The organism is Zobellella endophytica (assembly GCF_003012775.1).
GTDB lineage: Bacteria > Pseudomonadota > Gammaproteobacteria > Enterobacterales > Aeromonadaceae > Oceanimonas > Oceanimonas endophytica.
In genome coordinates, this window is record NZ_PXYG01000002.1 from 36,907 (window position 1) to 58,668 (window position 21,762).

General features: G+C 62.3%; 18 protein-coding genes. 7 read left to right on the top strand and 11 right to left on the bottom strand.

The window, feature by feature from the left end; genetic code table 11:
• Positions 1–42: 42 nt before the first annotated feature.
• The gene (locus tag C7H85_RS20225) at positions 43–1,170 is read left to right on the top strand and encodes a methyl-accepting chemotaxis protein (RefSeq protein WP_106728689.1); all 1,128 of its coding nucleotides are present in this window, start codon (positions 43–45) and stop codon (positions 1,168–1,170) included.
• 74 nt (positions 1,171–1,244) lie between these two features.
• Here the strand turns inward: C7H85_RS20225 and C7H85_RS05345 are convergent, their stop codons facing one another.
• The 3 genes from C7H85_RS05345 to C7H85_RS05355 all read right to left on the bottom strand — a co-directional run bounded on the left by C7H85_RS05345 (position 1,245) and on the right by C7H85_RS05355 (position 3,267).
• The gene (locus C7H85_RS05345) at positions 1,245–1,877 is read right to left on the bottom strand and encodes a YceH family protein (protein WP_106728690.1); all 633 of its coding nucleotides are present in this window, start codon (positions 1,875–1,877) and stop codon (positions 1,245–1,247) included.
• 80 nt (positions 1,878–1,957) lie between these two features.
• Positions 1,958–2,776: a shikimate 5-dehydrogenase gene (locus C7H85_RS05350; RefSeq protein WP_106728691.1), complete on the bottom strand. Its 819-nt coding sequence runs from the start codon at positions 2,774–2,776 to the stop codon at positions 1,958–1,960.
• A 155-nt stretch (positions 2,777–2,931) separates the two neighbouring features.
• A complete protein-coding gene (locus C7H85_RS05355) occupies positions 2,932–3,267 on the bottom strand; it encodes a YkgJ family cysteine cluster protein (protein WP_106728692.1) in 336 nt (111 codons plus the stop codon).
• A 450-nt stretch (positions 3,268–3,717) separates the two neighbouring features.
• Between C7H85_RS05355 and C7H85_RS05360 the strand changes: the two genes are divergently transcribed.
• Complete coding sequence (locus C7H85_RS05360) at positions 3,718–5,601, top strand: methyl-accepting chemotaxis protein (RefSeq protein WP_106728693.1); 1,884 nt, start codon at positions 3,718–3,720, stop codon at positions 5,599–5,601.
• Positions 5,602–5,701: 100 nt separating this feature from the next.
• Positions 5,702–6,253 (top strand): hydrolase, encoded by a 552-nt coding sequence (locus tag C7H85_RS05365; RefSeq protein WP_106728694.1) that lies wholly within the window; start codon positions 5,702–5,704, stop codon positions 6,251–6,253.
• A 113-nt stretch (positions 6,254–6,366) separates the two neighbouring features.
• On the opposite strand, the gene C7H85_RS05370 is transcribed toward C7H85_RS05365, so the two are convergent.
• The gene (locus C7H85_RS05370) at positions 6,367–7,791 is read right to left on the bottom strand and encodes an alanine/glycine:cation symporter family protein (RefSeq protein ID WP_106728695.1); all 1,425 of its coding nucleotides are present in this window, start codon (positions 7,789–7,791) and stop codon (positions 6,367–6,369) included.
• A gap of 403 nt (positions 7,792–8,194) precedes the next feature.
• Here C7H85_RS05370 and tal point away from each other — a divergent pair, with 403 nt between their 5' ends.
• Together tal and C7H85_RS05380 are read left to right on the top strand one after the other, a co-directional pair.
• Positions 8,195–9,148 (top strand): transaldolase, encoded by a 954-nt coding sequence (gene tal / locus C7H85_RS05375; protein WP_106728696.1) that lies wholly within the window; start codon positions 8,195–8,197, stop codon positions 9,146–9,148.
• 200 nt (positions 9,149–9,348) lie between these two features.
• Positions 9,349–9,540, top strand: coding sequence for a DUF3545 family protein (locus C7H85_RS05380; protein ID WP_106728697.1), 192 nt, complete (start codon positions 9,349–9,351; stop codon positions 9,538–9,540).
• 174 nt (positions 9,541–9,714) lie between these two features.
• On the opposite strand, the gene ung is transcribed toward C7H85_RS05380, so the two are convergent.
• Positions 9,715–10,389, bottom strand: a complete 675-nt coding sequence (gene ung / locus C7H85_RS05385; RefSeq protein WP_106728698.1) for a uracil-DNA glycosylase — start codon at positions 10,387–10,389, stop codon at positions 9,715–9,717.
• Between the two features lie 205 nt (positions 10,390–10,594).
• Between ung and C7H85_RS05390 the strand changes: the two genes are divergently transcribed.
• Positions 10,595–11,782: a dicarboxylate/amino acid:cation symporter gene (locus C7H85_RS05390; protein ID WP_106728699.1), complete on the top strand. Its 1,188-nt coding sequence runs from the start codon at positions 10,595–10,597 to the stop codon at positions 11,780–11,782.
• Positions 11,783–11,825: 43 nt separating this feature from the next.
• On the opposite strand, the gene tesB is transcribed toward C7H85_RS05390, so the two are convergent.
• The 5 genes from tesB to C7H85_RS05415 all read right to left on the bottom strand — a co-directional run bounded on the left by tesB (position 11,826) and on the right by C7H85_RS05415 (position 19,097).
• Positions 11,826–12,692 carry an acyl-CoA thioesterase II gene (gene tesB / locus C7H85_RS05395; RefSeq protein ID WP_106728700.1) on the bottom strand — a complete coding sequence of 289 codons (867 nt, stop codon included), beginning with the start codon at positions 12,690–12,692 and terminating at the stop codon, positions 11,826–11,828.
• 804 nt (positions 12,693–13,496) lie between these two features.
• Positions 13,497–14,771: a threonine synthase gene (gene thrC, locus C7H85_RS05400; RefSeq protein WP_106728701.1), complete on the bottom strand. Its 1,275-nt coding sequence runs from the start codon at positions 14,769–14,771 to the stop codon at positions 13,497–13,499.
• Positions 14,768–15,724: a homoserine kinase gene (thrB, locus tag C7H85_RS05405; RefSeq protein WP_106728702.1), complete on the bottom strand. Its 957-nt coding sequence runs from the start codon at positions 15,722–15,724 to the stop codon at positions 14,768–14,770. The genes thrC and thrB overlap by 4 nt, the downstream gene beginning before the upstream one ends.
• Complete coding sequence (thrA, locus tag C7H85_RS05410) at positions 15,725–18,184, bottom strand: bifunctional aspartate kinase/homoserine dehydrogenase I (RefSeq protein ID WP_106728703.1); 2,460 nt, start codon at positions 18,182–18,184, stop codon at positions 15,725–15,727.
• Positions 18,185–18,404: 220 nt separating this feature from the next.
• Positions 18,405–19,097, bottom strand: a complete 693-nt coding sequence (locus tag C7H85_RS05415) for a tRNA/rRNA methyltransferase (protein ID WP_106728704.1) — start codon at positions 19,095–19,097, stop codon at positions 18,405–18,407.
• 178 nt (positions 19,098–19,275) lie between these two features.
• Between C7H85_RS05415 and aceK the strand changes: the two genes are divergently transcribed.
• Positions 19,276–21,039 (top strand): bifunctional isocitrate dehydrogenase kinase/phosphatase, encoded by a 1,764-nt coding sequence (aceK, locus tag C7H85_RS05420; protein WP_106728705.1) that lies wholly within the window; start codon positions 19,276–19,278, stop codon positions 21,037–21,039.
• Between the two features lie 22 nt (positions 21,040–21,061).
• On the opposite strand, the gene C7H85_RS05425 is transcribed toward aceK, so the two are convergent.
• Positions 21,062–21,553 (bottom strand): putative 4-hydroxy-4-methyl-2-oxoglutarate aldolase, encoded by a 492-nt coding sequence (locus tag C7H85_RS05425; protein ID WP_106728706.1) that lies wholly within the window; start codon positions 21,551–21,553, stop codon positions 21,062–21,064.
• Between the last annotated feature and the right edge of the window lie 209 nt (positions 21,554–21,762).

Consider the following 21,762-nt stretch of genomic DNA (forward strand, 5'->3'; position numbering starts at 1 on the left):
ATATTCAACCGAACCCGGGCCGGGACGATATGGGGGAGTAGGATGTTTTTCAAGCGCACGCAACAACGGTTGGCCGAGCTGGAAGCCAGGGATCAGCAGCAACAACAGCGCCTGCACCGGCTGGCCGCCGAACTGGACACCAAAGACGCGGAGCTGGCCCGGCTCAGGGCCCGCCTCGCCGACCTCGAAACCCGGGACGCCCTGGGCCAGGGCGTGTTCGGCAGCATGACCAGCTTCGGCCAGTCGCTCGACGGCCTGTGCTTTTCCTTCGGCAGCCTGTCCAGCAACCTCAACCGGGAACAGGCCGCCGCCGTCAGGGCCGCCGGGCAGTCCGATCATGCCAAGGCCATTCTCAGCGGCATGGTCGACAACCTGCACGCCCTCTCCGCCAAAACCAATACCACCGCCGACGGGGTGGAAAAACTGTCGCAACAGGCCGGGCAGATCGGCCGAATCGTGCAGCTGATCCGGGAAGTGGCGGAGCAGACCAACCTGCTGGCGCTCAATGCCGCCATCGAGGCCGCCCGGGCGGCGGAAGCCGGCCGGGGCTTCGCGGTGGTGGCCGACGAGGTGCGCAAGCTGGCCGAGCGCACCGGCCAGGCCACCACCGAAATTGCCGGGTTGGTCGATGCCATTCAGCAGGAAACCCGCAACACCCGCGGCACCATGACCGAAAGCGCGCGCCTGGCCGAATTCTGCGCCCAGGAATCCGCCTCCGCCGCCGGCGAGATGGAGCAGCTCAGCCAGCTGGCACATCATATGGAGCAGGCGGTGGTGGGCGCCGCCCGGTTGTCCAGCGTGGAGCTGGCCAACATCGAGGAGCTGCAGCTCAAGCTGGAAGTTTACCGGGTGCTGATGGGACAGTCGGAGCGCCGCCCCGAGCAGATCCCGGATGAAACCCAGTGCCGGCTGGGCCAGTGGTATTACCAGGGGGAAGGCAAGGCGCTTTATGCCGGGCAGGCCGACTACCGGGCGCTGGAAACACCGCACCAGGCCATGCACCGGTTCGCCCGGGAGGCCATTCGTTGCTATTACGAGCAGGATTACCCGCGGGCGCTGGCCGCCCTGGCCGAGATGGAGCAGGCCAACCTGAGGGTATTCAAGGGAATCGAGCAGATGCTGGCCCCCTTGCGGGAAACCGGGGAGAAGACGGCGCGGCAGGCAGCCTAGCGCGCCGAACAGGGTAAAAGCTGACCAGCACAAAGCTTCTGGAGAGGCAGGCGGGCCGCCCTCCCCTCCCCGCCCTAGCCTTCCAGCTCATCGAGACGCGCCTGCAGGCGCTGCACTTGTGCCTCCAGCTCATGGATGCGCGCCTGCAGCTCGGCTTCCCGATCCTGACCGCCGGACTCCTGCTCGACCTCGGCTGCGGCATAGTCGGTATTGCCGAACAGGTGGGCGTAGCGGGATTCCCGCTTGCCGGGCTGGCGCGGCAGCTTGACCACGAAGGGACCCTTGTCGGTCAGACTCTGCAGGCAGGCTTCCACCTGGGTCACGTCGTCGAAGGCGTGCAGCCGCGGGGTGCGGCTGCGCAGCTCGCCGGGGGTCTGGGGGCCGCGCAGCAGCAGTTCGCAGACGATGGCCAGCTCACCGGGGCCGAACTGCAGCTCACCGAACTCGGTGTTGCAGAAGCGATGCTGAAACTTGGCGGCGCGGGCATTGAAACCGGCCACGTTGTTGACCAGGCGACGGGCGATCAGGGTGTTCAGCACCGACTGCACCTCCTTTTCGCCGAGGTTCATCACCGGATCGCGGTTGCTCTTCTGGTTGCAGGCGTTGACCAGGGAATTCAGGGTCAGGGGGTAGACTTCGGGGGTGGACACCTGTTTCTCGATCAGGCAGCCAATCACCCTTTGTTCCAGGGAGGACAGCATTTCCATTCGGCACACTCCTTCGTTTTTGCTTTCAAGCCTACCGGACAAATCGAAAAAGGCCAGCACAGATTGCCCGCGGCACCGGCTCAGCCCCGGGCGTGGGCCGCCGCCTGCCGGAACAGCGCCTCGTCGGGGCGGATGCCGGTATAGAGCACGAACTGCTCCACCGCCTGAATGGCGAACACCTCGGCCCCGGTGATCACGGTTTTCTGCCGCGCCCGGGCGGCCCGGATCAGCGGCGTTTCCACCGGCAGCGCCACCACGTCGAAGACGATCCCGGCCCGCGCTATTTCCTCGGCGCCGAAGGCGAGCCGCTCCGCCTCGGCACCGCCGGCCATGCCGAGGGGGGTGGCGTTGATCAGCATCCGGGCCGCCACGCCGTCCATGTCCGGCCGCCATTCGACACCGCACAGCCCGGCCAGCCTTTTCCCCTTCTCTTCGTTCCTGGCGATGATATAGCCCCGGCCAAAGCCCGCGTCCCGCAGGGCGCAGGCCACCGCCTTGGCCATGCCGCCACTGCCGCGCAGGGCGAATACGGTGTCGGACGGCACCCGGTATTGCGCCAGCAGCCCCGCGATGGCCATGTAGTCGGTGTTGTAGGCTTTCAGATAGCCGTCCGTGTTGACGATGGTGTTGACCGAGTCGATGGCCTGCGCCGAGGGATCCAGCTCGTCCACCATGGGGATGCAGGCTTCCTTGAACGGCATCGACACCGCGCAGCCCCGGATCCCCAGGGCGCGAACGCCGCCGATGGCGGCCGCCAGATCCCTGGTGGTGAACGCCTTGTAGAGATAATCCAGCCCCAGGGCATCGTACAGGTAGTTGTGAAAGCGGGTGCCGAAATTGCCGGGCCTGGCGGCCAGCGACATGCACAGGGTGGTGTCCTTGGTGATGGGTCTGGTCATCAAAGCGCATCCTTTATGGTGGTGGTAACGGTGAACATGGCGGCAGGATTATGGGTGCCATTCATCACTGTACCACGATGGGCTCCCCCTGCCCCGCCCCCGGCCTTCCCTGGCCGGAAAAAAACGACCGCCTCGCGCCCCAATGACCGAAACGCCTAGGCGGCCACCGGATGATCCCCCAGCGGCGGCAGGCCGTAGGCAGCCCGGGCCCGGTTGCAGGCGCCGTCGGCATCGAAGGCCTCGAACTCCCGGCAAGGACTCGGCCGGTTGGAGTAGATGCGGCAGGATACGCAGCCGCCCACCTCGCCTTCCAGCGCCACACAGCGCGGGCTGGCCTGGTTGGTGCCCAGCATCGCCAGCCGGGTGGGGCTCACGGCTTCGGTCAGCGCGTCGGGCACCTGGAACTCGCTGTGGATTTCTCCCCAGTAAAAGGAAACACGAAAAAAGGCGCAGCAGGCGCCGCAGCTCAGACAGGGATTGCCACCACTCATTAACGCCTTACCTCCTGGCAAAACTAAACAGTGACGAGAAACAAAGATGGAATTAAGGGGACGGCGTCGGATCCGTCAGCATAACAACGGGAAAGGATTGGCGTTTGAGGCAAAGCCTCGTGACGCGCTGGCCGGTGTCTTCTCCTCATTAAAGGGCCAAATGAACCATATTGCCGGCAACGGCGGGCAATCAGGGCCTTATAAATAAATCGAAAGCAATCCGTAATCAAGAGGTCGGCGCGGCGGCCGATACACAAAAAAAGCGGCTTCCGCCCGGGTGCGGACGTATGGCTTCAAATGAAACAACGCTGAATGGGGTACCACGGCAAAAACTGTGCTCTATCGCAGAATATGACAAAAATTTAATTTTTTTTCAGTATTTTACTCTGAGCCATACGACTAAAGTATGAGCCGCTCTCGACCAAACAATAACTACAGGGACCCAGTTGTATGAAAATAGCCCATAAAGTTGGCCTCACGGCCGCCGCCGTGCTGCTCGTTACCGTCAGCGTGCTGTCCTGGCTGCAGATCTCCCAGGTGCGCGACAGCCTGCGTGGCCAGACGGCGGCGGCCATCAGCGAAACCAGCTCCACCCTGGCCAAACAGATAGAAAACTGGCTCAACGCCAAGCTCGGCCTTATCGACATGGTGGCCCAGAACATCGACCGCGACTTCAGCCCGGAGCAGGTGCAGAGCACCTTCAGACTGCCGCTGCTGAAGGACGAGTTCATCCTGGTCTTCGGCGGGCTCGACAGCCAGAACGGCCGCCCCATCGGCAGCGATCCCGGCTGGAATCCCGCCGGCTGGGATGCCCGCCAGCGACCCTGGTATTCGGTGGCCATGGGCTCCCCCCGCGCCGCCCTGACCGAGCCCTACCCCGATGCCACCACCGGCGAGATCCTGATCTCCGCCGTCGCCAAGCTCAGCGACAAGGGACGCCCCCTGGGTGCCTTCGGCGGTGACATCAGCCTGCAGACGGTGGCCGACGCCATCAACGTCATCGACTTCGACGGCGCCGGTTACGCCTTCCTGGTGGCCGAAAACGGCAACATCATCTCCCACCCGAACAGCGAGCTGAACGGCAAGTCGCTGAGCGAGTTGTTCGAAGGCACCACCCCCGCCCTCGGCAACAGCCTCACCACCCATGAACTCGGAGGCAAGCCGCACTGGGTGTCGTTCACCCCGCTGGCCGAGCTGCAAAGCGCCAAGTGGTATATCGGGGTGATCCTGGATGAAGCCGCGGTCATGGCCGAAGCCGACAGCCTGCAATGGCAGGCGTTGATCATCGCCATTCTCGGGGTGCTGATCAGCCTGGCAGTCCTGGTGGTGCTGATGACCAGCCTGCTCAAGCCGCTCAACGGCCTGCACCGCTCCCTGGTCGAGGTCAACAGTGGCCAGGGCGATCTGACTCGCCGCCTGCCGGTGACCCGCCAGGACGACTTTGGCCAGGTCGCCAGCGAGTTCAACGGTTTCCTGACCCATTTGCAGCGACTGATCGCCGATGTCATGGACAGCTCGCGCCAGCTCAAGGCCAGCACCGAACAGACCTCGGAGCAGTCGGAGCAGGCGGAAAGCCGGTTGCAGTCGCAACTGCAAGAGCTGGATCAACTGGCCACCGCCATGCATGAGATGGCCGCCACCGCCACCGAAGTGGCCCAGCACGCCCAGGGCGCCGCCGAAGCCGCCAACGCCGCCAACCGGGAAACCGAGCAGGGCGCCCTGGTGGTGTCCCGCTCCACCCAGGCGGTAGAGCGCCTGGCCGCCGACATGGAAGACACCATGGCCTCGGTCAACGACCTGGCCAAGCTCAGCCGCAATATCGAGTCCATCCTGTCGGTGATCACCGGCATCGCCGAGCAGACCAACCTGCTGGCGCTGAACGCCGCCATCGAAGCAGCCCGGGCCGGCGAGTCCGGCCGGGGCTTCGCGGTGGTGGCCGACGAGGTGCGCTCACTGGCGTCCCGTACCCAGCAGTCGACCCAGGAGATCGGCGACATGATCGAAAAACTGCAGGCCGGCGTGCGCCTGGCGGAAGACAAGATGAAACAGAGCCGCGAGCTGGCCTCCCAGACCGCGGAGGATGCCGCCGAGGCCAACGAGGTACTGGTGCGTATCCGTGTGGCCATCAGCCAGATCAACGACATGAACCTGCAGATCGCCACCGCTGCGGAGGAGCAAAGCGCCACCAGCGAAGAGATCAACCAGAACACCACCAATATCCGCGACATCAGCCAGGATGTGGCCAGCGGTGCCCTGGCCCAGGTGAAACACTGCCAGGCCATGCTGGAGCAGATGCTGCAGCAGGATCAGCTGCTGGGCCGCTTCAAGGTATAAGACGGTCCGGAACAACCGGCAGAAGGGCGCCGCACGGCGCCCTTTTTATTTGGTGGTCAAAGGCGTCATACTGAAAGCACGTTAACCAAGGGAGAAGATGATGTTAATGGAACTCGATAAGGCGACACTGATGGTGATCGACGTGCAGGACAAGCTGATCCCGGCCATCGACGAGGGCGAGCGGCTGAGTGCACGGCTGCAATGGCTGATCTCGGCCTGCCAGCTGCTGGGCACCCCCATCCTGTTTACCGAGCAGTATCCCAAGGGGCTGGGCCACACCCAGCAGGCGCTGACGGTGCTGGTCGAGCAGCCGGTGGTGATGGAAAAGCTGCATTTCTCGGCGGTGGCGGCCAACTGCCTGCCCGAGGGCTGGCAACGCCATTCCCAGGTGATCGTGTGCGGCATGGAGGCCCACGTTTGCGTGTTGCAGACGGTGATGGATCTGCTGAAGGCGGGCAAAGAGGTGTTTGTGGTCGCCGATGGGGTCGGCAGCCGCACCGAGGAGAACCGGCAACTGGGGCTGGCACGGATGCGCGATGCCGGCGCCCGGATCGTCAGCCGCGAGATGGTGGTGTTCGAGCTGATGCACCAATCCGGAACCGAGCTGTTCAAGACCATCAGCAAACAGTTCCTGGTGGGAGAGCAACCCTGACCGGCAACCGCCGCTAGTGAGGTCAAAGGGATTAACCGGCCTGACCGGAAAAAATGGCCAGACGAAAGAGGGGCTGCTCCTGGCAGCCCCTTTGTGATCGACCTCTGTCGCTCTTACTTCTTGTTGTCCCAGATCCCTTCTTCCAACTGGCGATGCAGTTCCGGATACTTGGCCGCATCGAAGCTGGGTACCTTGCCCAGCTTGAGCTGGTCGTTATAGTCCCGGGCCAGCTTGATGGCCACTCCCGACAGCAGCAGTATCGCCACCAGGTTGATCAGCGCCATCATGCCCATGGACGCGTCAGCCATGGCCCAGATGGTGGGCAGCTCACCGACGGAGCCGAACATTACCATGCCCAGCACGAAGAGGCGGAACACCAGCAGCCCGGCCTTGTGGTTGTGCTCCAGGAAAATCAGGTTGTTCTCGGCATAGGCGTAGTTCGCCACTATGGAGGTGAAGGCGAAGAACAGGATGGCGATGGCGATAAAGGAGTTGCCCCACTCACCCACTTCGTTGGACAGCGCCCGTTGGGTCAGCTCGACCCCGGTGATGCCCGAGCCCGGCTCGAACTGCCCGGAAAGCAGGATGATCGAGGCGGTACAGGTGCAGATCACGATGGTGTCGGCAAAGACCCCCAGCATCTGCACATAGCCCTGGGAGGCCGGATGGGGCGGATAGGGGGTAGCCGAGGCGGCCGCGTTGGGCGCCGAGCCCATGCCCGCCTCGTTGGAGAACAGGCCGCGTTTGATGCCGTTCATCAGTGCCTGGGAAATGGCGTACCCCATGGCGCCGCCGCCCGCCTGCTCCAGGCCGAAAGCCGATTTGATTATCTGCGCCAGCACCCCGGGCAGTTCGGTGATGTTAAGCGCCACCACCACCAGGGCGATCAGCAGGTAGGCCAGGGCCATCAGCGGCACCACCAGCTCGGCGAAGCGGGCGATGGTACGCAGGCCACCGAAGATGATAAGACCCGCCAGGAACACCAGTACCACCCCGGTCAGCCAGGCGGGCACCCCGAAGGCCACGTTCATGGCGGCGCTGATGGAGTTGGCCTGCACCGCATTGAACACCAGGCCGAACGCGATGATCAGGAAAATGGCGAACAGCACCCCCATCCAGCGCATGCCGAGGCCTTTTTCCATATAGTAGGCCGGGCCGCCCCGGTAGTTGCCGTCTTCATCCTTGACCTTGTACAGCTGGGCCAGGGTGCTCTCCACGAAGGCGGTCGACATGCCGATAAGGGCGATCAGCCACATCCAGAAAATGGCCCCCGGTCCCCCCAGGTACAGCGCTACCGCCACCCCCGCCAGGTTGCCGGTACCGACCCGTGCCGCCAGGCTGGTGCACAGCGCCTGGAAGGAAGAAATGCCCGCCGCATCGGACTTGCGGCTGTTCCTGAGCACGGAAAACATATGACCGAAGTGGCGGAACTGAATAAAGCCCAGGCGCAGGGTAAAGAACACCCCGACTCCCAGCAGCAGGTAGATCAGTACCGACCCCCATAGCAGGTCATTAATAAAAGCGATAAATGTATCCATTGGCGAGTCTCTGCTTCTCCAAGTATTAAGCATGTGTTTGCCAGATAAGAATTATTATCATCTTCTCTGGTCCGCAGCGCACCGGAATCTAGCACATCTAGCACAGTGAGCAAAAATCACCACGTGACACAGATCACACTAAAATAGAGATGTCTGAAAAAATCGCCAAATTTTAGCAAAAAATGAACATTTTCACGTGAACATCAAAATATAAAACCAACATAAAGCAACAAGTCCGGACATAATACAGGGCCATCGATTCCGCAAACGTTTCCTTTTCCGACCCGGTCCGGGCACCGGAACCGCCGTGGCCGCCTCCGCTTTATTTTAGTGTCCGGAATAAGAGATACTGTCGCCCTGTACCCGTTTCGGGCTCCGAACCAGCACAAAGGACCTTTAATCCATGGCCGACAAACTGACCCAACTGAGAAAGCTCACCACCGTCGTCGCTGACACCGGTGACATCGAAGCCATCCGCAAGTACCAGCCGGAAGACGCCACCACCAATCCGTCGCTGATCCTCAAGGCGGCGCAGATCCCGGACTACCGCCCCCTGCTGAGCGATGCCGTGGCCTGGGCCAAATCCCACAGCCAGGACCCGGCCCGGCAACTGGTCGACGCCTCCGACAAGCTGGCGGTCAACATCGGCTGTGAAATCCTCAAGCTCATCCCCGGCCGCATCTCCACCGAGGTCGACGCCCGCCTGTCCTTCGACACCCAGGCCAGCATTGACAAGGCCCGCCGCCTGATCGATCTGTACCACCAGGCCGGCATCGGTCGCGAGCGCATCCTGATCAAGCTGGCCTCCACCTGGGAAGGCATCCGTGCCGCCGAGGTACTGGAGCGGGAAGGCATCAACTGCAACCTGACCCTGCTGTTCAGCTTCGCCCAGGCCCGGGCCTGTGCCGAAGCTGGCGCCTACCTGATCTCACCCTTCGTGGGCCGTATCCTCGACTGGTACAAGCAAAACACCGACCAGAAGGACTATGCGCCGGCAGAAGATCCAGGCGTCCTGTCGGTGAGCCGCATTTACGACTACTACAAGGCGCACGGCTATACGACCGTGGTGATGGGTGCCAGTTTCCGCAACACCGGCGAGATCCTCGAGCTGGCCGGCTGCGATCGCCTGACCATAGGCCCCAACCTGCTGGAAGAGCTGAGCCAGGCCGACGGCGAGGTCATCCGGAAACTCGAGGACAGTGGCGCCACCCAGACCCGCCCCGCGCCCATGACCGAAGCCGAGTTTCGCTGGGAACAGAATCAGGACGCCATGGCGACCGAAAAGCTGGCCGAAGGCATCCGCAACTTCGCGGTGGATCAGGGCAAGCTGGAAGCCATGCTGAAAGAGATGCTGTAACCCCGCCACCGCAATCCCCTCAGGCCGCCGCACCGGCGGCCATAAACACCGTATAAAAAAGTATCCATTTGAAGACGGAAACGCGTCTTTCCTGCTCTTTTCTCCCGCTTAATAAAAATGTCATAACAAGATTCTATTTTAGAACGAGCTGTGATATATCCAAATGTGACTACAACTGATAGCCAACAGGAGGGAGCCCCATGGAAAGGTTCAGCTTCGATCAGGACTTTGTGGTTGAACGGTCCCCGCGCAGTTCATCGCGCGAGCCTGCCAAAAAGCGCAAATGGCGGGAAATAGAAGCCCTAAAGGACAAACAGCGCTTACAAAAAGAACTTCAGCTGCTCGACTGCGCCTTCGAATTTGAAGGCGGTTTGGAAGGGCTTGAGCTGTAGAGCACGAAGAAAAACCTTCAGGCGCCCTCGGGCGCCTTTTTTGCGAGAGGCGGGCGGGCCGCGCCCCAATGCCCGTGCCTTGGCTTTGGAGGCAGGCGCCGTTCCTGGAGCGCAGGCGGCTCGCCTGCATTGCCGCGTAGCGAGAACCGCGATGACCTGCGCCTAAAGCAGCCGCTACATCTGCTCAGGCAGCTGCCAGTCGATGGGCGCCCTGCCCTGCTGCGTGAGCAATTCGTTGGTTCTGGAGAAGTGCCGGCAGCCGAAAAAACCGCGGTGGGCCGATAACGGGCTGGGGTGCGGCGCCGCCAGCACATGGTGTTGCTGCCGGTCGATCATGGCACCCTTCTTCTGGGCGTGGCTGCCCCACAGCAGGAACACCACCCCCCGGCAATGCTCGTTAACCGCCTGGATCACCCGGTCGGTGAAGGTTTCCCAGCCCAGTTTGGCATGGGAGTGGGCCTGGCCGGCCTGTACCGTCAGCACGGTGTTGAGCATCAGCACGCCCTGGCGGGCCCAGGGCTCCAGGTAGCCGTGCCCGGGGATCTGAAACCCGGGGATGTCCGCACTCAGCTCCTTGTACATGTTGGCCAGCGACGGCGGCACCCGGACCCCCGGTAGGACGGAAAAACACAATCCATGGGCCTGGCCGGGGCCATGGTAGGGATCCTGGCCCAGCATCACTACCTTGACGTCGTCCAGCTCGGTGTACTTGAAGGCATTGAAAATATCCTGCTGCGGCGGATAAATCACCTTGCCGGCCGCCCGCTCCTGCTTGACCACGGCCAGGGCGTGCTGGAAGTAGGCCTGTTCTTTTTCGTGTCCGATCACCTGGCTCCAGGTCAGTGTCATGCGCTGTGCTTTCCGTTCGAGATAAAGCGCCTAGCTTAAAAGCTCGATATTTCCCCTGCAAGCCCGGCTCTGTGGTTCGTTTTGTTAGCGAGCTCATGAAATCGCCAAAACGAGCAGTAACATAATCCTTATTGTGATAAATTGTCAGCCTAAGCATCTGGCTTAACGTCAATTTAACAAAATTAAGCACTATAGCAGGTCAATTATGTCGCTAATCATAAAGCTTATCGCCGGTATTTTGTCCGGTCTGGTCATCGGGCTGTTCGCCCCCGAGCTGCTGGCCCGCCTGTTGCTCACCTTCAAGATGCTGTTCGGACAGCTGATCTCCTTCACCATACCGCTGCTGATCCTGTTCTTCATCACCAGTGGCATCGCCAGCCTGCCCCAGAAATCGGGCAAACTGCTGGGCAAGACCATCGGCCTGGCCTACACCTCGACCCTGGTGGCCGGCATCGTCGCCTTCCTGGTGGCCAGCACCTTCATTCCCATGCTGGCCAGCCCTGCCGGCCAGGTGGCCGCCGAAGAAGGCAGCAAACTCGCCCCCTTCGTCACCCTGCAAATATCGCCGCTGTTCGGGGTCACCAGTGCCCTGGTGGCCGCCTTTGTGTTCGGCATCGGCATTTCCGCCCTGCAGGCCAGGGCGCTGAAAGAGGTGTCCGATCAGGCCCGTGACGTGATCGACCTGCTGCTGGCCAAGGTGATCATCCCGCTGCTGCCGGTCTATATCGCCGGCGTGTTCACCGAGATGGCGCTGGAAGGCACCGTGTTCAACACCCTCAAGACCTTCGGCGTGGTGCTGCTGCTGGCGGTACTGATGCACTGGCTCTGGCTGACCACCCTGTACACCCTCACCGGGCTGGCCATGGGACGCTCCCCGCTCACGCTTATCAGGAACATGCTGCCCGCCTACTTTACCGCCCTGGGCACCATGTCCAGCGCCGCCACCATTCCGGTGTCGCTGCGCGCCACCAAGGCCAACGGCGTGCGCGAGGGCATCGCCAACTTCACCGTGCCGCTCACCGCCAATATCCACCTGTCCGGCTCCACCATCACCATCACCACCTGTGCCGTGGCGGTGATGTACCTCACCGAACAGCTGACCATCCCGTCGCTGGCCACCATGATGCCCTTTATCCTGATGCTGGGCGTGGTGATGATAGCGGCGCCGGGCGCCCCCGGCGGCGCCGTGATGTCGGCCATCGGCCTGCTCGGCACCATGCTCGGCTTCGGCGAGGGCGCCATCGCCCTGATGATCGCGCTCTACATGGCACAGGACAGTTTCGGCACCGCCTGCAACGTCACCGGTGACGGTGTCATCGCCCTGTGGGTCGACCGGTTCGCCGGCGAAGATGCCGCCCTGGCAGCAAGCCCCGCCCAGGCAGAAAAGGCCTGACAGCCAGCCATCACTCAGTAAAAAGGGCCGCCAGGCCCTTTTTTCATTCTTCCTGCCTGGGACGGATAATCCCCTCCTGCATCGCCGTGGCAACCAGCTTGCCATCCCGGGTATAAAAATGCCCCTGTACCAGGCCCCGGCCGGCGATGGCGCGCGGGCTTTCGATGGCGTAGAACACCCAGTCGTCGAAACGGAAGTCCTGGTGGAACCACATGGAATGATCGATGGTCGCCACCTGCAGCTGCGGCTCCCAGAACGAATGGCCGTGGGGCATCAGGGCGGTGGGCAGGAAATTGAAATCCGAGGCGTAGGCCAGCAGGTACTTGTGGATGCGGGGATCGTCCGGCAGGGTGCCGTTGGCCCTGAGCCAGATATGGCGCACCGGCGCCATCTTTTCCGGCTTCATCGGGTTGACGTAATTCACCTGGCGCACCTCTATCGGTTTTTCCGCCAGCAGTTTGTCCTTGACCCGCTCCGGCAGAAAGCCGGCCAGGGCGGCGATGCGCTCGCTCTCCGGTACCAGCCCTTCCGGCCCCGCCACTTGTGGCATGGGCGCCTGGTGCTCGAAGCCCGCCACCGGCTGCTGGAACGACGCCGTCATGTAGAAGATGGGCTTGCCGTATTGCAGCGCCTGCACCCGGCGGGTGGAGGTGGTCTTGCCGTCGCGGATGTTCTCCACATCGTAGATGATGGGCTTGCTGACGTCTCCCGGCCGCAGGAAATAGGAGTGAAAGGAATGCACCGGCCGCTCCGGCGCCAGGGTGTACTTGGCCGCCGCCAGCGCCTGTCCCATGACCTGGCCGCCGAACACGGCGCCAAAGCCCAGATCCTTGCTCTGACCACGGTAGAGGCCGTCGTCCAACGGCTCCAGCGCCAGCAGCGTCAATAAGTTCTCCAATGCCTGACTCATGGCTCGTTACCTGGTTAATTCAACTGGTCGTACAAGTTAACATAAGCCGACAAGCCGGGGGTAGCCCCTGGGTACGGGCGACGGCGCAATAGAAAAGGGGCAGCCAGCTGGCTGCCCCTTTTAGGCGTCGTCGGTTTGTTCCCTGAACCTGATTGCTCCCTGCATTCCCTGACCCGACCCGTCCCGAGTCTTCCCCTTCCCGATCCGTCGGGGCGTTCCTGCATCATCCTGACTAGCCGCGTCCTGCCACTAACCGCTCCTTCCTGGAGGTATCCCTGACCGTTCCTTCAGTCATTCCTTTGGCGATCCGCGCCCGGTCCCTTGCCTCCTGGCTGCCGGATTCCTCTCCGGCATCGCTTCCTTAATCCCTGTTCCGGCTCCTGCCGGATGTCCCTGTAAGGCGTTCCTGCCGTTTGTCTTCCTGACAAGCCAGCCTGCCTTGCTGTTGCTATTAACTATACGGATTTAGCGGGCCGGCTCAATTGACCCGGGGAGGGTTACCGGCTGAACACAAAACAAACAATTGGTGAAAATCATTGAATAACAAACAATTACAGAAAACCGTTACCAAAATCCACGCCAACAAACCGCCTTGTCTCCAGCCTTATTGAGAGATCTCTTACAAGGTCTTGCAGCGATGGCGGATAGCGGAGAAGCGGGTGCTCGACGGAAGTCGACCCTGCCGTCGGCCAGCAGCCCTTCCCTCAACAAAAAAGGGGCGAAGGCAATGGTGAATGCCTCCGCCCCTTGTTCCATATTGCCGCTGCGCGGCAAGGCAGGCGGGCCGCCTGCGCTCCAGGTTGGTTATTTCATCATCTTCGCCTTGAGGGCGGCGAAGTCGGCGGGGATCGCCTCGGACAGGGATTCCATGGCGCCGTGCTTGGCCAGGGGGCCGGGCAGCGGAATATCCTGGCCCAGGATCTCGTCCACGCTCTCCTTGAACTTGGCCGGATGGGCGGTGCACAGGAAGATGCCCACCTCGTCCTTGCCCCGCTCCTTGTTGAGCAGATCCCAGGCGATGGCGCCGTGGGGCTCGCACAGGTAACCCTGGGCGAACAGCCGCTTGAGCGCGTCCCTGGTCTGCTCATCGTCGAGCGCGCCGGAGGCGATGTCGGACAGTTTCCAGCCCTTGACCCGGCACAGCTCTTCCACCCGCGGCCAGTTGTTGGGGCGGCTCACGTCCATGGCGTTGGACAGGGTCGCGACGGTGGCATGGGGATCCCAACTGCCGCTTTCCAGGTAGCGCGGCACCGTGTCGTTGGCATTGGTGGCGGCCACGAAGCGCTTCACCGGCAGGCCCAGTGCCTTGGCGATAAGCCCGGCGGTGAGGTTGCCGAAGTTGCCGGAGGGCACCGCAATCACCGCCTTGTGCCGCTGCTCGGCGGGCAGTTCGGCCACCGCCTCGAAGTAGTAGCACACCTGGGCCACCAGCCGGCTGATGTTGATGGAGTTGGCGGAGTTGAGACCCACCGCCGCTTTCAGCTCTTCGTCGTCGAAGGCCTGCTTGACCAGCGCCTGGCAGGCGTCGAAGTCGCCTTGCACCGCGAAGGTGCGGATATTGCCGCCCAGGGTGGTGAACAGCTTTTCCTGCAGCGGGCTGATTTTGCCCTCGGGGTAGAGGATCACCACCTCGATGTTGGGCAGGTCGTAGAAGGCGTGGGCCACGGCGGCGCCGGTGTCGCCGGAGGTAGCGGTAAGGATGGTGATCTTACCATCCTTGCTCAGGGTGGCCAGGCACTGGGCCATGAAGCGGCCGCCGAAGTCCTTGAACGCCAGGGTCGGCCCGTGGAACAGCTCCAGGGCGTAGGTGTGATCGTCCACCTTCACCAGCGGCGCCGGGAAGGTAAAGGCCTGCTCCACCATGGCGGCGAGGGTGCTTTCCGGAATTTCATCGCCGATCAGGTGCTGTAGTATGGCCACGGAGCGCGGCACCAGCGGCAGCTCCAGCAGGGCCTCCACGTTGGCAAGCGGGCTCAGGCTTTCCGGGAAAAACAAGCCCTGGCCCCGGCCCAGTCCCTGCTTGACGGCACCGGCAAAATCGATGGTTTCGGTATTATCCTTGATGTTGTACAACTTCATAGCTCTGTTCCTGTTACCCGAGCGCCCTCGGCATCGAGTTTGCAAATATGGCAAAAGCCATCCTGATTCTGAATAAAGTGGTCGGCCAGCCAGTGTTTGAGTTTTTCCGCCTGATGCAGGTCTTTCATCACGCAGAACACGGTAGGGCCGCTGCCGGATATGCCGGTGGCCAGCGCCCCCATGGTGGCGGCGTGTTCACGCACCTCGTTGAAGCCGGGGATCAGCTGGGCCCGATAGGGTTCGGCGATCACGTCCTTCAGCATGGCGGCGGCCACCTTCTCCTGGCCGGTGTGGCTGGCGTGCACAAAGCCCGCCAGCCGGCGGCCATAGGCCAGGCAGTCCTGCCGGCGGTATTGCGCCGGTAGGATAGCACGGGCGGCGGAGGTAGACACGCTGATGCCCGGATAGCACAGCACCCAGTACCACTCGTCGAACACCGGCAGCGACTGGCTGACCACACCGGCTTCATCCAACACCAGCTGCATGCCGCCGAGGTGGCAGGGCGCCACATTGTCGTAGTGAACTGAACCGGAAATCTGCCCTTCCAGCTCGCCCATCAGCAGGGTCAGTTCGTGCTCGCTCATGGCCCCGTCGTGGAAGGCGTTGAGCGCCACGAAGGCGGCGACGATACTGGTAGCACTGGAGCCCAGCCCCGAGCCCACCGGCAGGTTCTTCTCCAGGGTCATCACCAGCGGCTTGAGCTCGCGGCCCTTTTTCGCCAGCGCCTTGCCGTAGGCCACATAGCAGTCGTAGACGATATTCTGGGTAAAATCGTCCGGCAGCTTGTGGGCGAAGGGACCCACATTGACCAGATTGAAGTCGCCGTCGCTCTCGCCCACCAACACCCGGTCACCCAGCAGGGTGCCGTCCAGGGGGGCCAACGCGGCCCCCAATACATCAAAACCCACGCTCACATTGGCGGTAGAGGCAGGGGCGTACGCTACAACATTCATTTAGATCTCCTGCTTCCAGTTATGGGTGCGCAACAGGTCGGCGAACACACCGGCGGCGGTGACATCGGCACCGGCGCCGTAGCCGCGCAGTACCAGCGGGATCGGCTGGTAATACTGGGTATAGAACGCCAGGGCGTTTTCGCCGTCCTTGACCTTGAACAGGGGATCATCGCCGTCTACCGCCTTGATGGCAACCTTGCAGTGGCCGTTTTCGATGGAGCCCACGTAACGCAGCACCTTGCCTTCGGCGGCGGCCTCGGCCACCCGCGCCTCGAAGTAGGCGCTGGCCTCCGGCAGCCGGGCCATGAAACTCTCGATGTCGCCGTCGGCATCAAACTCCGGCGGCAGCGCCATCTCCACCTCGATGTCGCTCAGATCCAGCTCCATGCCGGCTTCCCGCGCCAGGATCAGCAGCTTGCGCGCCACGTCCATGCCGTTCAGATCGTCGCGCGGATCCGGCTCGGTAAAGCCGTTCTCCCGGGCGATGCGGGTGGCGTCGGCAAAGCTCATGCCTTCGTCCAGCTTGCCGAAGATGTAGGACATGGAGCCGGACAGGATGCCGCCGAACGCCTTCAGCTGGTCGCCGGCGCGGATCAGGTTCTGCAGGTTCTCGATCACCGGCAGGCCGGCACCCACGTTAGTCTCGTAGAGGAACTTGCGGCGGGTGGCCTGGGCGGTACGGCGCAGCTCGCGGTAGTAATCCAGGCTGGCGGTGTTGGCCTTCTTGTTGGGGGTCACCACGTGGAAGCCGGCGGCGAGGAAGTCGGCGTACTGGTCGGCGATCTGCTCGTTGGAGGTACAGTCCACCAGCACCGGGTTGATCAGGTGGCTGTCTTCCACCATCCGCGCCACCCGCTCCAGGTTGAAGGCTTCATGGGCCTGCTCCAGCCGGTCGCGCCACTCGTTGAGGTTGAGGCCGTTGCGGTCCAGCGCCATCTTGCGGGAGTTGGCGATACCCACTACCCGGATACCGATGTCCTGGGCTTCCAGCACCGGCTGCTGGCGGCGGATCTGCTCGAGCAGGGCCGCGCCCACGCCGCCACAGCCCACCAGGAACACATCGATGAACTGGCGGCTGGAGAAAAAGTTCTGGTGGCAGGCCTTGATCGCCTCGGTGGTCTTTTCCTTGCGGATCACCGCCGAGATGGAGCGCTCGCTGGAGCCCTGGGCGATGGCCACGATATTGATGGAGGCCTCGGCCAGGGAGTTGAAGAAGCGGGCCGACACGCCCTTGGCAGTGCGCATGCGATCGCCGACCAGGGAGATGATGGCCAGATCGTCGAGCACGTCCAGCGGCTCCAGCAGGTTGTTCTTGAACTCCAGGGCGAACTCGTCGGCGATGGCCTTCTGCGCCTTGTGTTTGTCGTAGCTGTGGATACAGAAGCTGACGCTGTACTCGGACGAACTCTGGGTGATCAGCACGATGCTGACCCCGGCACGGGACACGCAGGAGAACAGCCGGCCGGCCATGCCCACCATGCCCTTCATACCCGGGCCGGAGATGTTGATCATGGTCATGCCGGCCAGATCGGAGATGCCCTTGACCTGCAGATCGTCGTCGCTGCACTCGGGCCCGATCAGCGACCCTTCACCCTGGGGGTTGCCGGTGTTCTTGATGAGACAAGGGATATGGAACTGGGCGATGGGCGCGATGGTCTTGGGATGCAGCACCTTGGCGCCGAAGTAGGACAGCTCCATCGCTTCCTTGTAGGAAAGCTGTTTGAGCAGCTTGGCGTCGGGCACCAGCCGCGGATCGCAGTTGTAGACCCCGTCCACGTCGGTCCAGATCTCGCAGCATTCGGCGTCCACGCAGGCGGCCAGCACGGCGGCGGAGTAGTCGGAGCCGTTGCGGCCCAGGATCACCGTCTCGCCCTTGTCGTTGCCGGCGGTAAAGCCCGGCATCAGGTAGACGCAGTCGCTGCGCAGGCCCTGGTCGCGGAAGCGCTGGCGGGAGACTTCGATATTGACGTGGGCTTCGAGGAAGCTGCCCTCGCCCAGCAGCATGGCCTGGGGAGAAATCACTTCCACCTGCTCGCCGCGGGCCTTGAGCAGCTCGGCCATCACCGCGATGGACAGCGCCTCGCCCCGGCTCAGGATGCGGGCCTGGATATTGTCCGGGCACTGTTGCAGCAGGCTGACGCCCTGTAGCAGGCGGGTGAGCTGGCCCAACTCCCGATCCACCTGGGCCTTGAGCGCCTCCGCCTCCAGGTTGCCGTGGGCGGCCTGGAGGCCCTCGATGATGGCGTGGAAGATCTGTTCGATGTCCTTCAGCACCGGGGCCGGATCCAGGCCGCGGATGGTCTGCTCCACCACCGCCACCAGGTGATTGGTGACCCTGGCCGGCGCCGACAGCACCAGGGCGACCTGGGACTGGCGCTGATTGTTGACCACGATATCGGCCACGGTCTGGAACCGTTCGGCATTGGCCAGAGAAGTGCCGCCAAATTTCAAGACACGCATTCATTACTCCCTGTGTAAAACGAAAAAGCCCGCATCTGGTTGGGATACGGGCTCTTGGATTCAAATCTGTTTGTCGTCAGCGCATCAGCCCGCCCCAGTGCCACCAGTGGTGGTACCGGTAATAATAATGGCGGTAATGCGGCTTGCACTCGGCAACATGACGGACAACCTCGAAAAACGGATGGCATAGCAATAACCCGAGCCTCCCTGCTTGTCAACTTCAATCCCTGTCGCTCAGGGCGCGGGCCAGGTCTTTATACAGCAGATGCAGCAGATTCAGATCCCGTTGTTCCAGCATAGGCAATCGGTCACGGACCCACTCCGCCAGTTTTTCCTGCTGCGATACTCCGACAAGATCAAATAATTGCTCTGTTTTTTGCTGCAGTACCCGTAATTGGGCATTTTCGGTGTGAACGCCGCTTTTTTCCTCGTTTTCCGGCGCCAACCCCTGGCTGAACTCCCAGGCATAAAGCATGATGGCCTGGCCCAGATTAAGCGAAGGATAAGTCACTTTCAGCGGCAGGTAGCTGATGATATCGGCCAGTGCCAGATCGTCGTTACTTAACCCCGACTCCTCGCAACCAAACAGCAACGCCACTTTTTGCAGCTGCTTGTTGTTGACCTGGGTGATGGCCTCCTTGGGGGTGAGATAGTGCAGGTAGCGGCCGCGCCGGCGCGCCGTGGTGGCGATGACCAGGTCCATGTCCGCCAGTCCCTCGGCCAGGGTCGGATAAAACTCGGCCTGCTCCAGTATCTCCTGGGCGCCGTGGGCCACCCAGTGGGCCTGCTCCCGCTCGTGCACCCGGCTGTCCACCAGCCGCATGCGGGCGAAGCCCATGGTTTTCATGGCGCGGGCGGCGGCGCCGACGTTTTCGGCCCGGGCCGGTGATTTGAGTACGAAATAAAGCTCCATGCCACTCCCCTTGCTGTAAGGCCGTATATTGTCCGTAAACCGGGGGCGGAGGTAAAGGGTAAGGAGCGAGGATGGCGCGCAGGCGGCAACCCGTCTCAGCGCACAATAAATTCCCACATGACGCCCGGATCCATTACTATCCCGACAGACCCAGCGCCATCACCATAAGGGAGCAGGCATGAGCAACCACGCCAGGGAATTGGCCGGCATCATCATGAACAGGTTCGATGCTTTCTACCGTCGCTTTCTCGATATCACCCTGGGCGCCAAGGTCAGGTTCGAGAGCAAAGACTGGCTGGGCGTGCAACTGGCCGGGCGCCAGCGCATCCGCCTCTATGATCACCACGTGAACGAAACCCTGCAGGCGGTGCGTGATCATATGGGCGGCGCGCCCCTCGGCCAGGAGGGCCTCAAGGCGCTGAAGCAGGCGTTCAACGACCGGCTCACCGAGCATGCCAACCCGGAAATTGCCGAGTCCTTCTATAACTCGGTGTACCGGCGCTCCCTGCGCCATCACAATATCCGCGCCGAAAATCTCTATGTGCACGGCTTTATCCGCCGGGCGACGGACCCGGATCTGACCCCCTACTGCTGGCAGTACCGGACCAACACCGGGGCACTCGGCGACTGCCTGCGCCAGGTGCTGGAACGGCTGCAACTGGCGGTACCGTTCAGCGACCTGACCCGTGACCTGGGCTACGTGGACCGTTACCTGCAAGACCATGGCCCGGCCGAACTCCGCGGGGGAGAAATCGGTCTGACTTTCGTCAATACCCTGTTCTACCGCAACAAGGGCGCCTACCTGATCGGCCGGCTGGAGCAGGGCGGCCTGCAGTGGCCCTTTATCCTGCCCATACTGCACGACGATCAGGGCGGCCTCAACCTGGACACCCTGATCCTCTCAAAGGACGATGCTTCCATCCTGTTCGGCTTCGCCCGGGCCTACTTCATGGTGTGGTGCCCGGTACCGGCGCTGCTGGTACACTTTTTGCGCAGCCTGCTGCCCAACAAGGCGGATTACGAGCTGTACACCGCCATCGGCTGCCAGAAGCACGGCAAGACCGAGTTCCACCGCGACTTTCTCAACCACCTGCACCAGTCACGGGACCAGTTCGAGCTGGCACCGGGCATCAAGGGCATGGTGATGAGCGTGTTCACCCTGCCCTCCTTTGATGTGGTGTTCAAGGTGATCAAGGACAGGTTCACCCCGCCGAAGGAGGTGAACCACGAGACGGTGAAGGCCAAATACCGGCTGGTGAAACAGCACGACCGGGTGGGCCGCATGGCCGATACCCTGGAGTTCACCAACTTCGAGCTACCGCTGCACCGCATCAGCCCTATGCTTCTGGCCGAACTGCAGCAGGTGGCCCCTTCCCTGCTCAGCATCAAGGGCGACACCCTGGTGATCCGCCACCTGTACAGCGAGCGGCGGATGACGCCACTCAATATCTACCTGGAGCACGCCACCGACGAGGCGGTGCAGGACGCCATCGACGAATACGCCAACGCCATCAAGCAGCTGGCGGCGGCCAATATCTTTCCCGGCGACATGTTGTTCAAGAATTTCGGGGTGACCCGCCACGGACGGGTGATCTTCTACGACTACGACGAAATCGCCTACATGACCGAGTGCCACTTCCGCGACATTCCCAAGGCCCGTTACCCGGAAGACGAGCTCAGCGCCGAGCCCTGGTATTCGGTGGGCCCCAGCGACATCTTCCCTGAGGAGTTCGCCACCTTCCTGCTCAGCAGCCCCCGCATCCGCGAGGCCTTCAAGCAGCAGCACAACGATCTCTTTACCGCCGGCTACTGGCGCCAGCTGCAGCAGAACATCGAAGCCGGCTGCTTCGTGGACGTGTTCCCCTACCGGCGCAGGCAGCGGTTTCGATTTCTGTACCAGCAAGGGAACGACAAGCCCGGGGACGGCGCCTCGCCTCCCTGAGCGGCAGGCACGGCGCCCCGGGTTACAGGAGAGGGTGGCTCAGGGGCTCGCGGGAGACGATGAGGCCGTTGAGATCCCCATACACATAGTCGCCGGGGTAGATGGTGCAACCGGCAAAACTGACGGGCACCTCCACATCGCCCAGGCCGCGCTTTTCGGTTTTCACCGGGCTGGTGGCCAGGGCCTTGACACCGATGCCCATCCCGCCGATGGCCCCCGCATCCCGGATGGCCCCGTTGACAACGATGCCCTCCCAGCCGTTTTCCACGCCTTGTTCGGCCAGCATGTCGCCCAGCAACGCCCGGCGTACCATGCCGCCGCCGTCCACCACCAGCACCTTGCCGGTTCCCGGCGTGCCCAGCAGCTCCCGCACCTTGGAATTGTCCTCAAAGCAACGGACGGTCACCGCCTGGCCCCAGAATATCTTCTCGCCCCCAAAATCCTGGAACACGGGGTTCATGACCATCACCTTGTCGGCGTGCTCGTCGCATAAATCCGGTAATAGATCCAACATGTTAACCTCCTGGCTGCGGTAAATGGGACGGGCGGCAAAGCCGGGCTGCCGCGTCGGACTTGCCGCCCTCCTGCCCGATTTTCCATCTTACGTTGTATAACATTCGCCGTGTTTTGTTAAATCCCGGCTTGACCTGGATCAATCCAGTCCATAAAACTATTTAACAATATCGGCCGCAGGCTGTTGTTATGCCCCTGTTAACTGTTAAA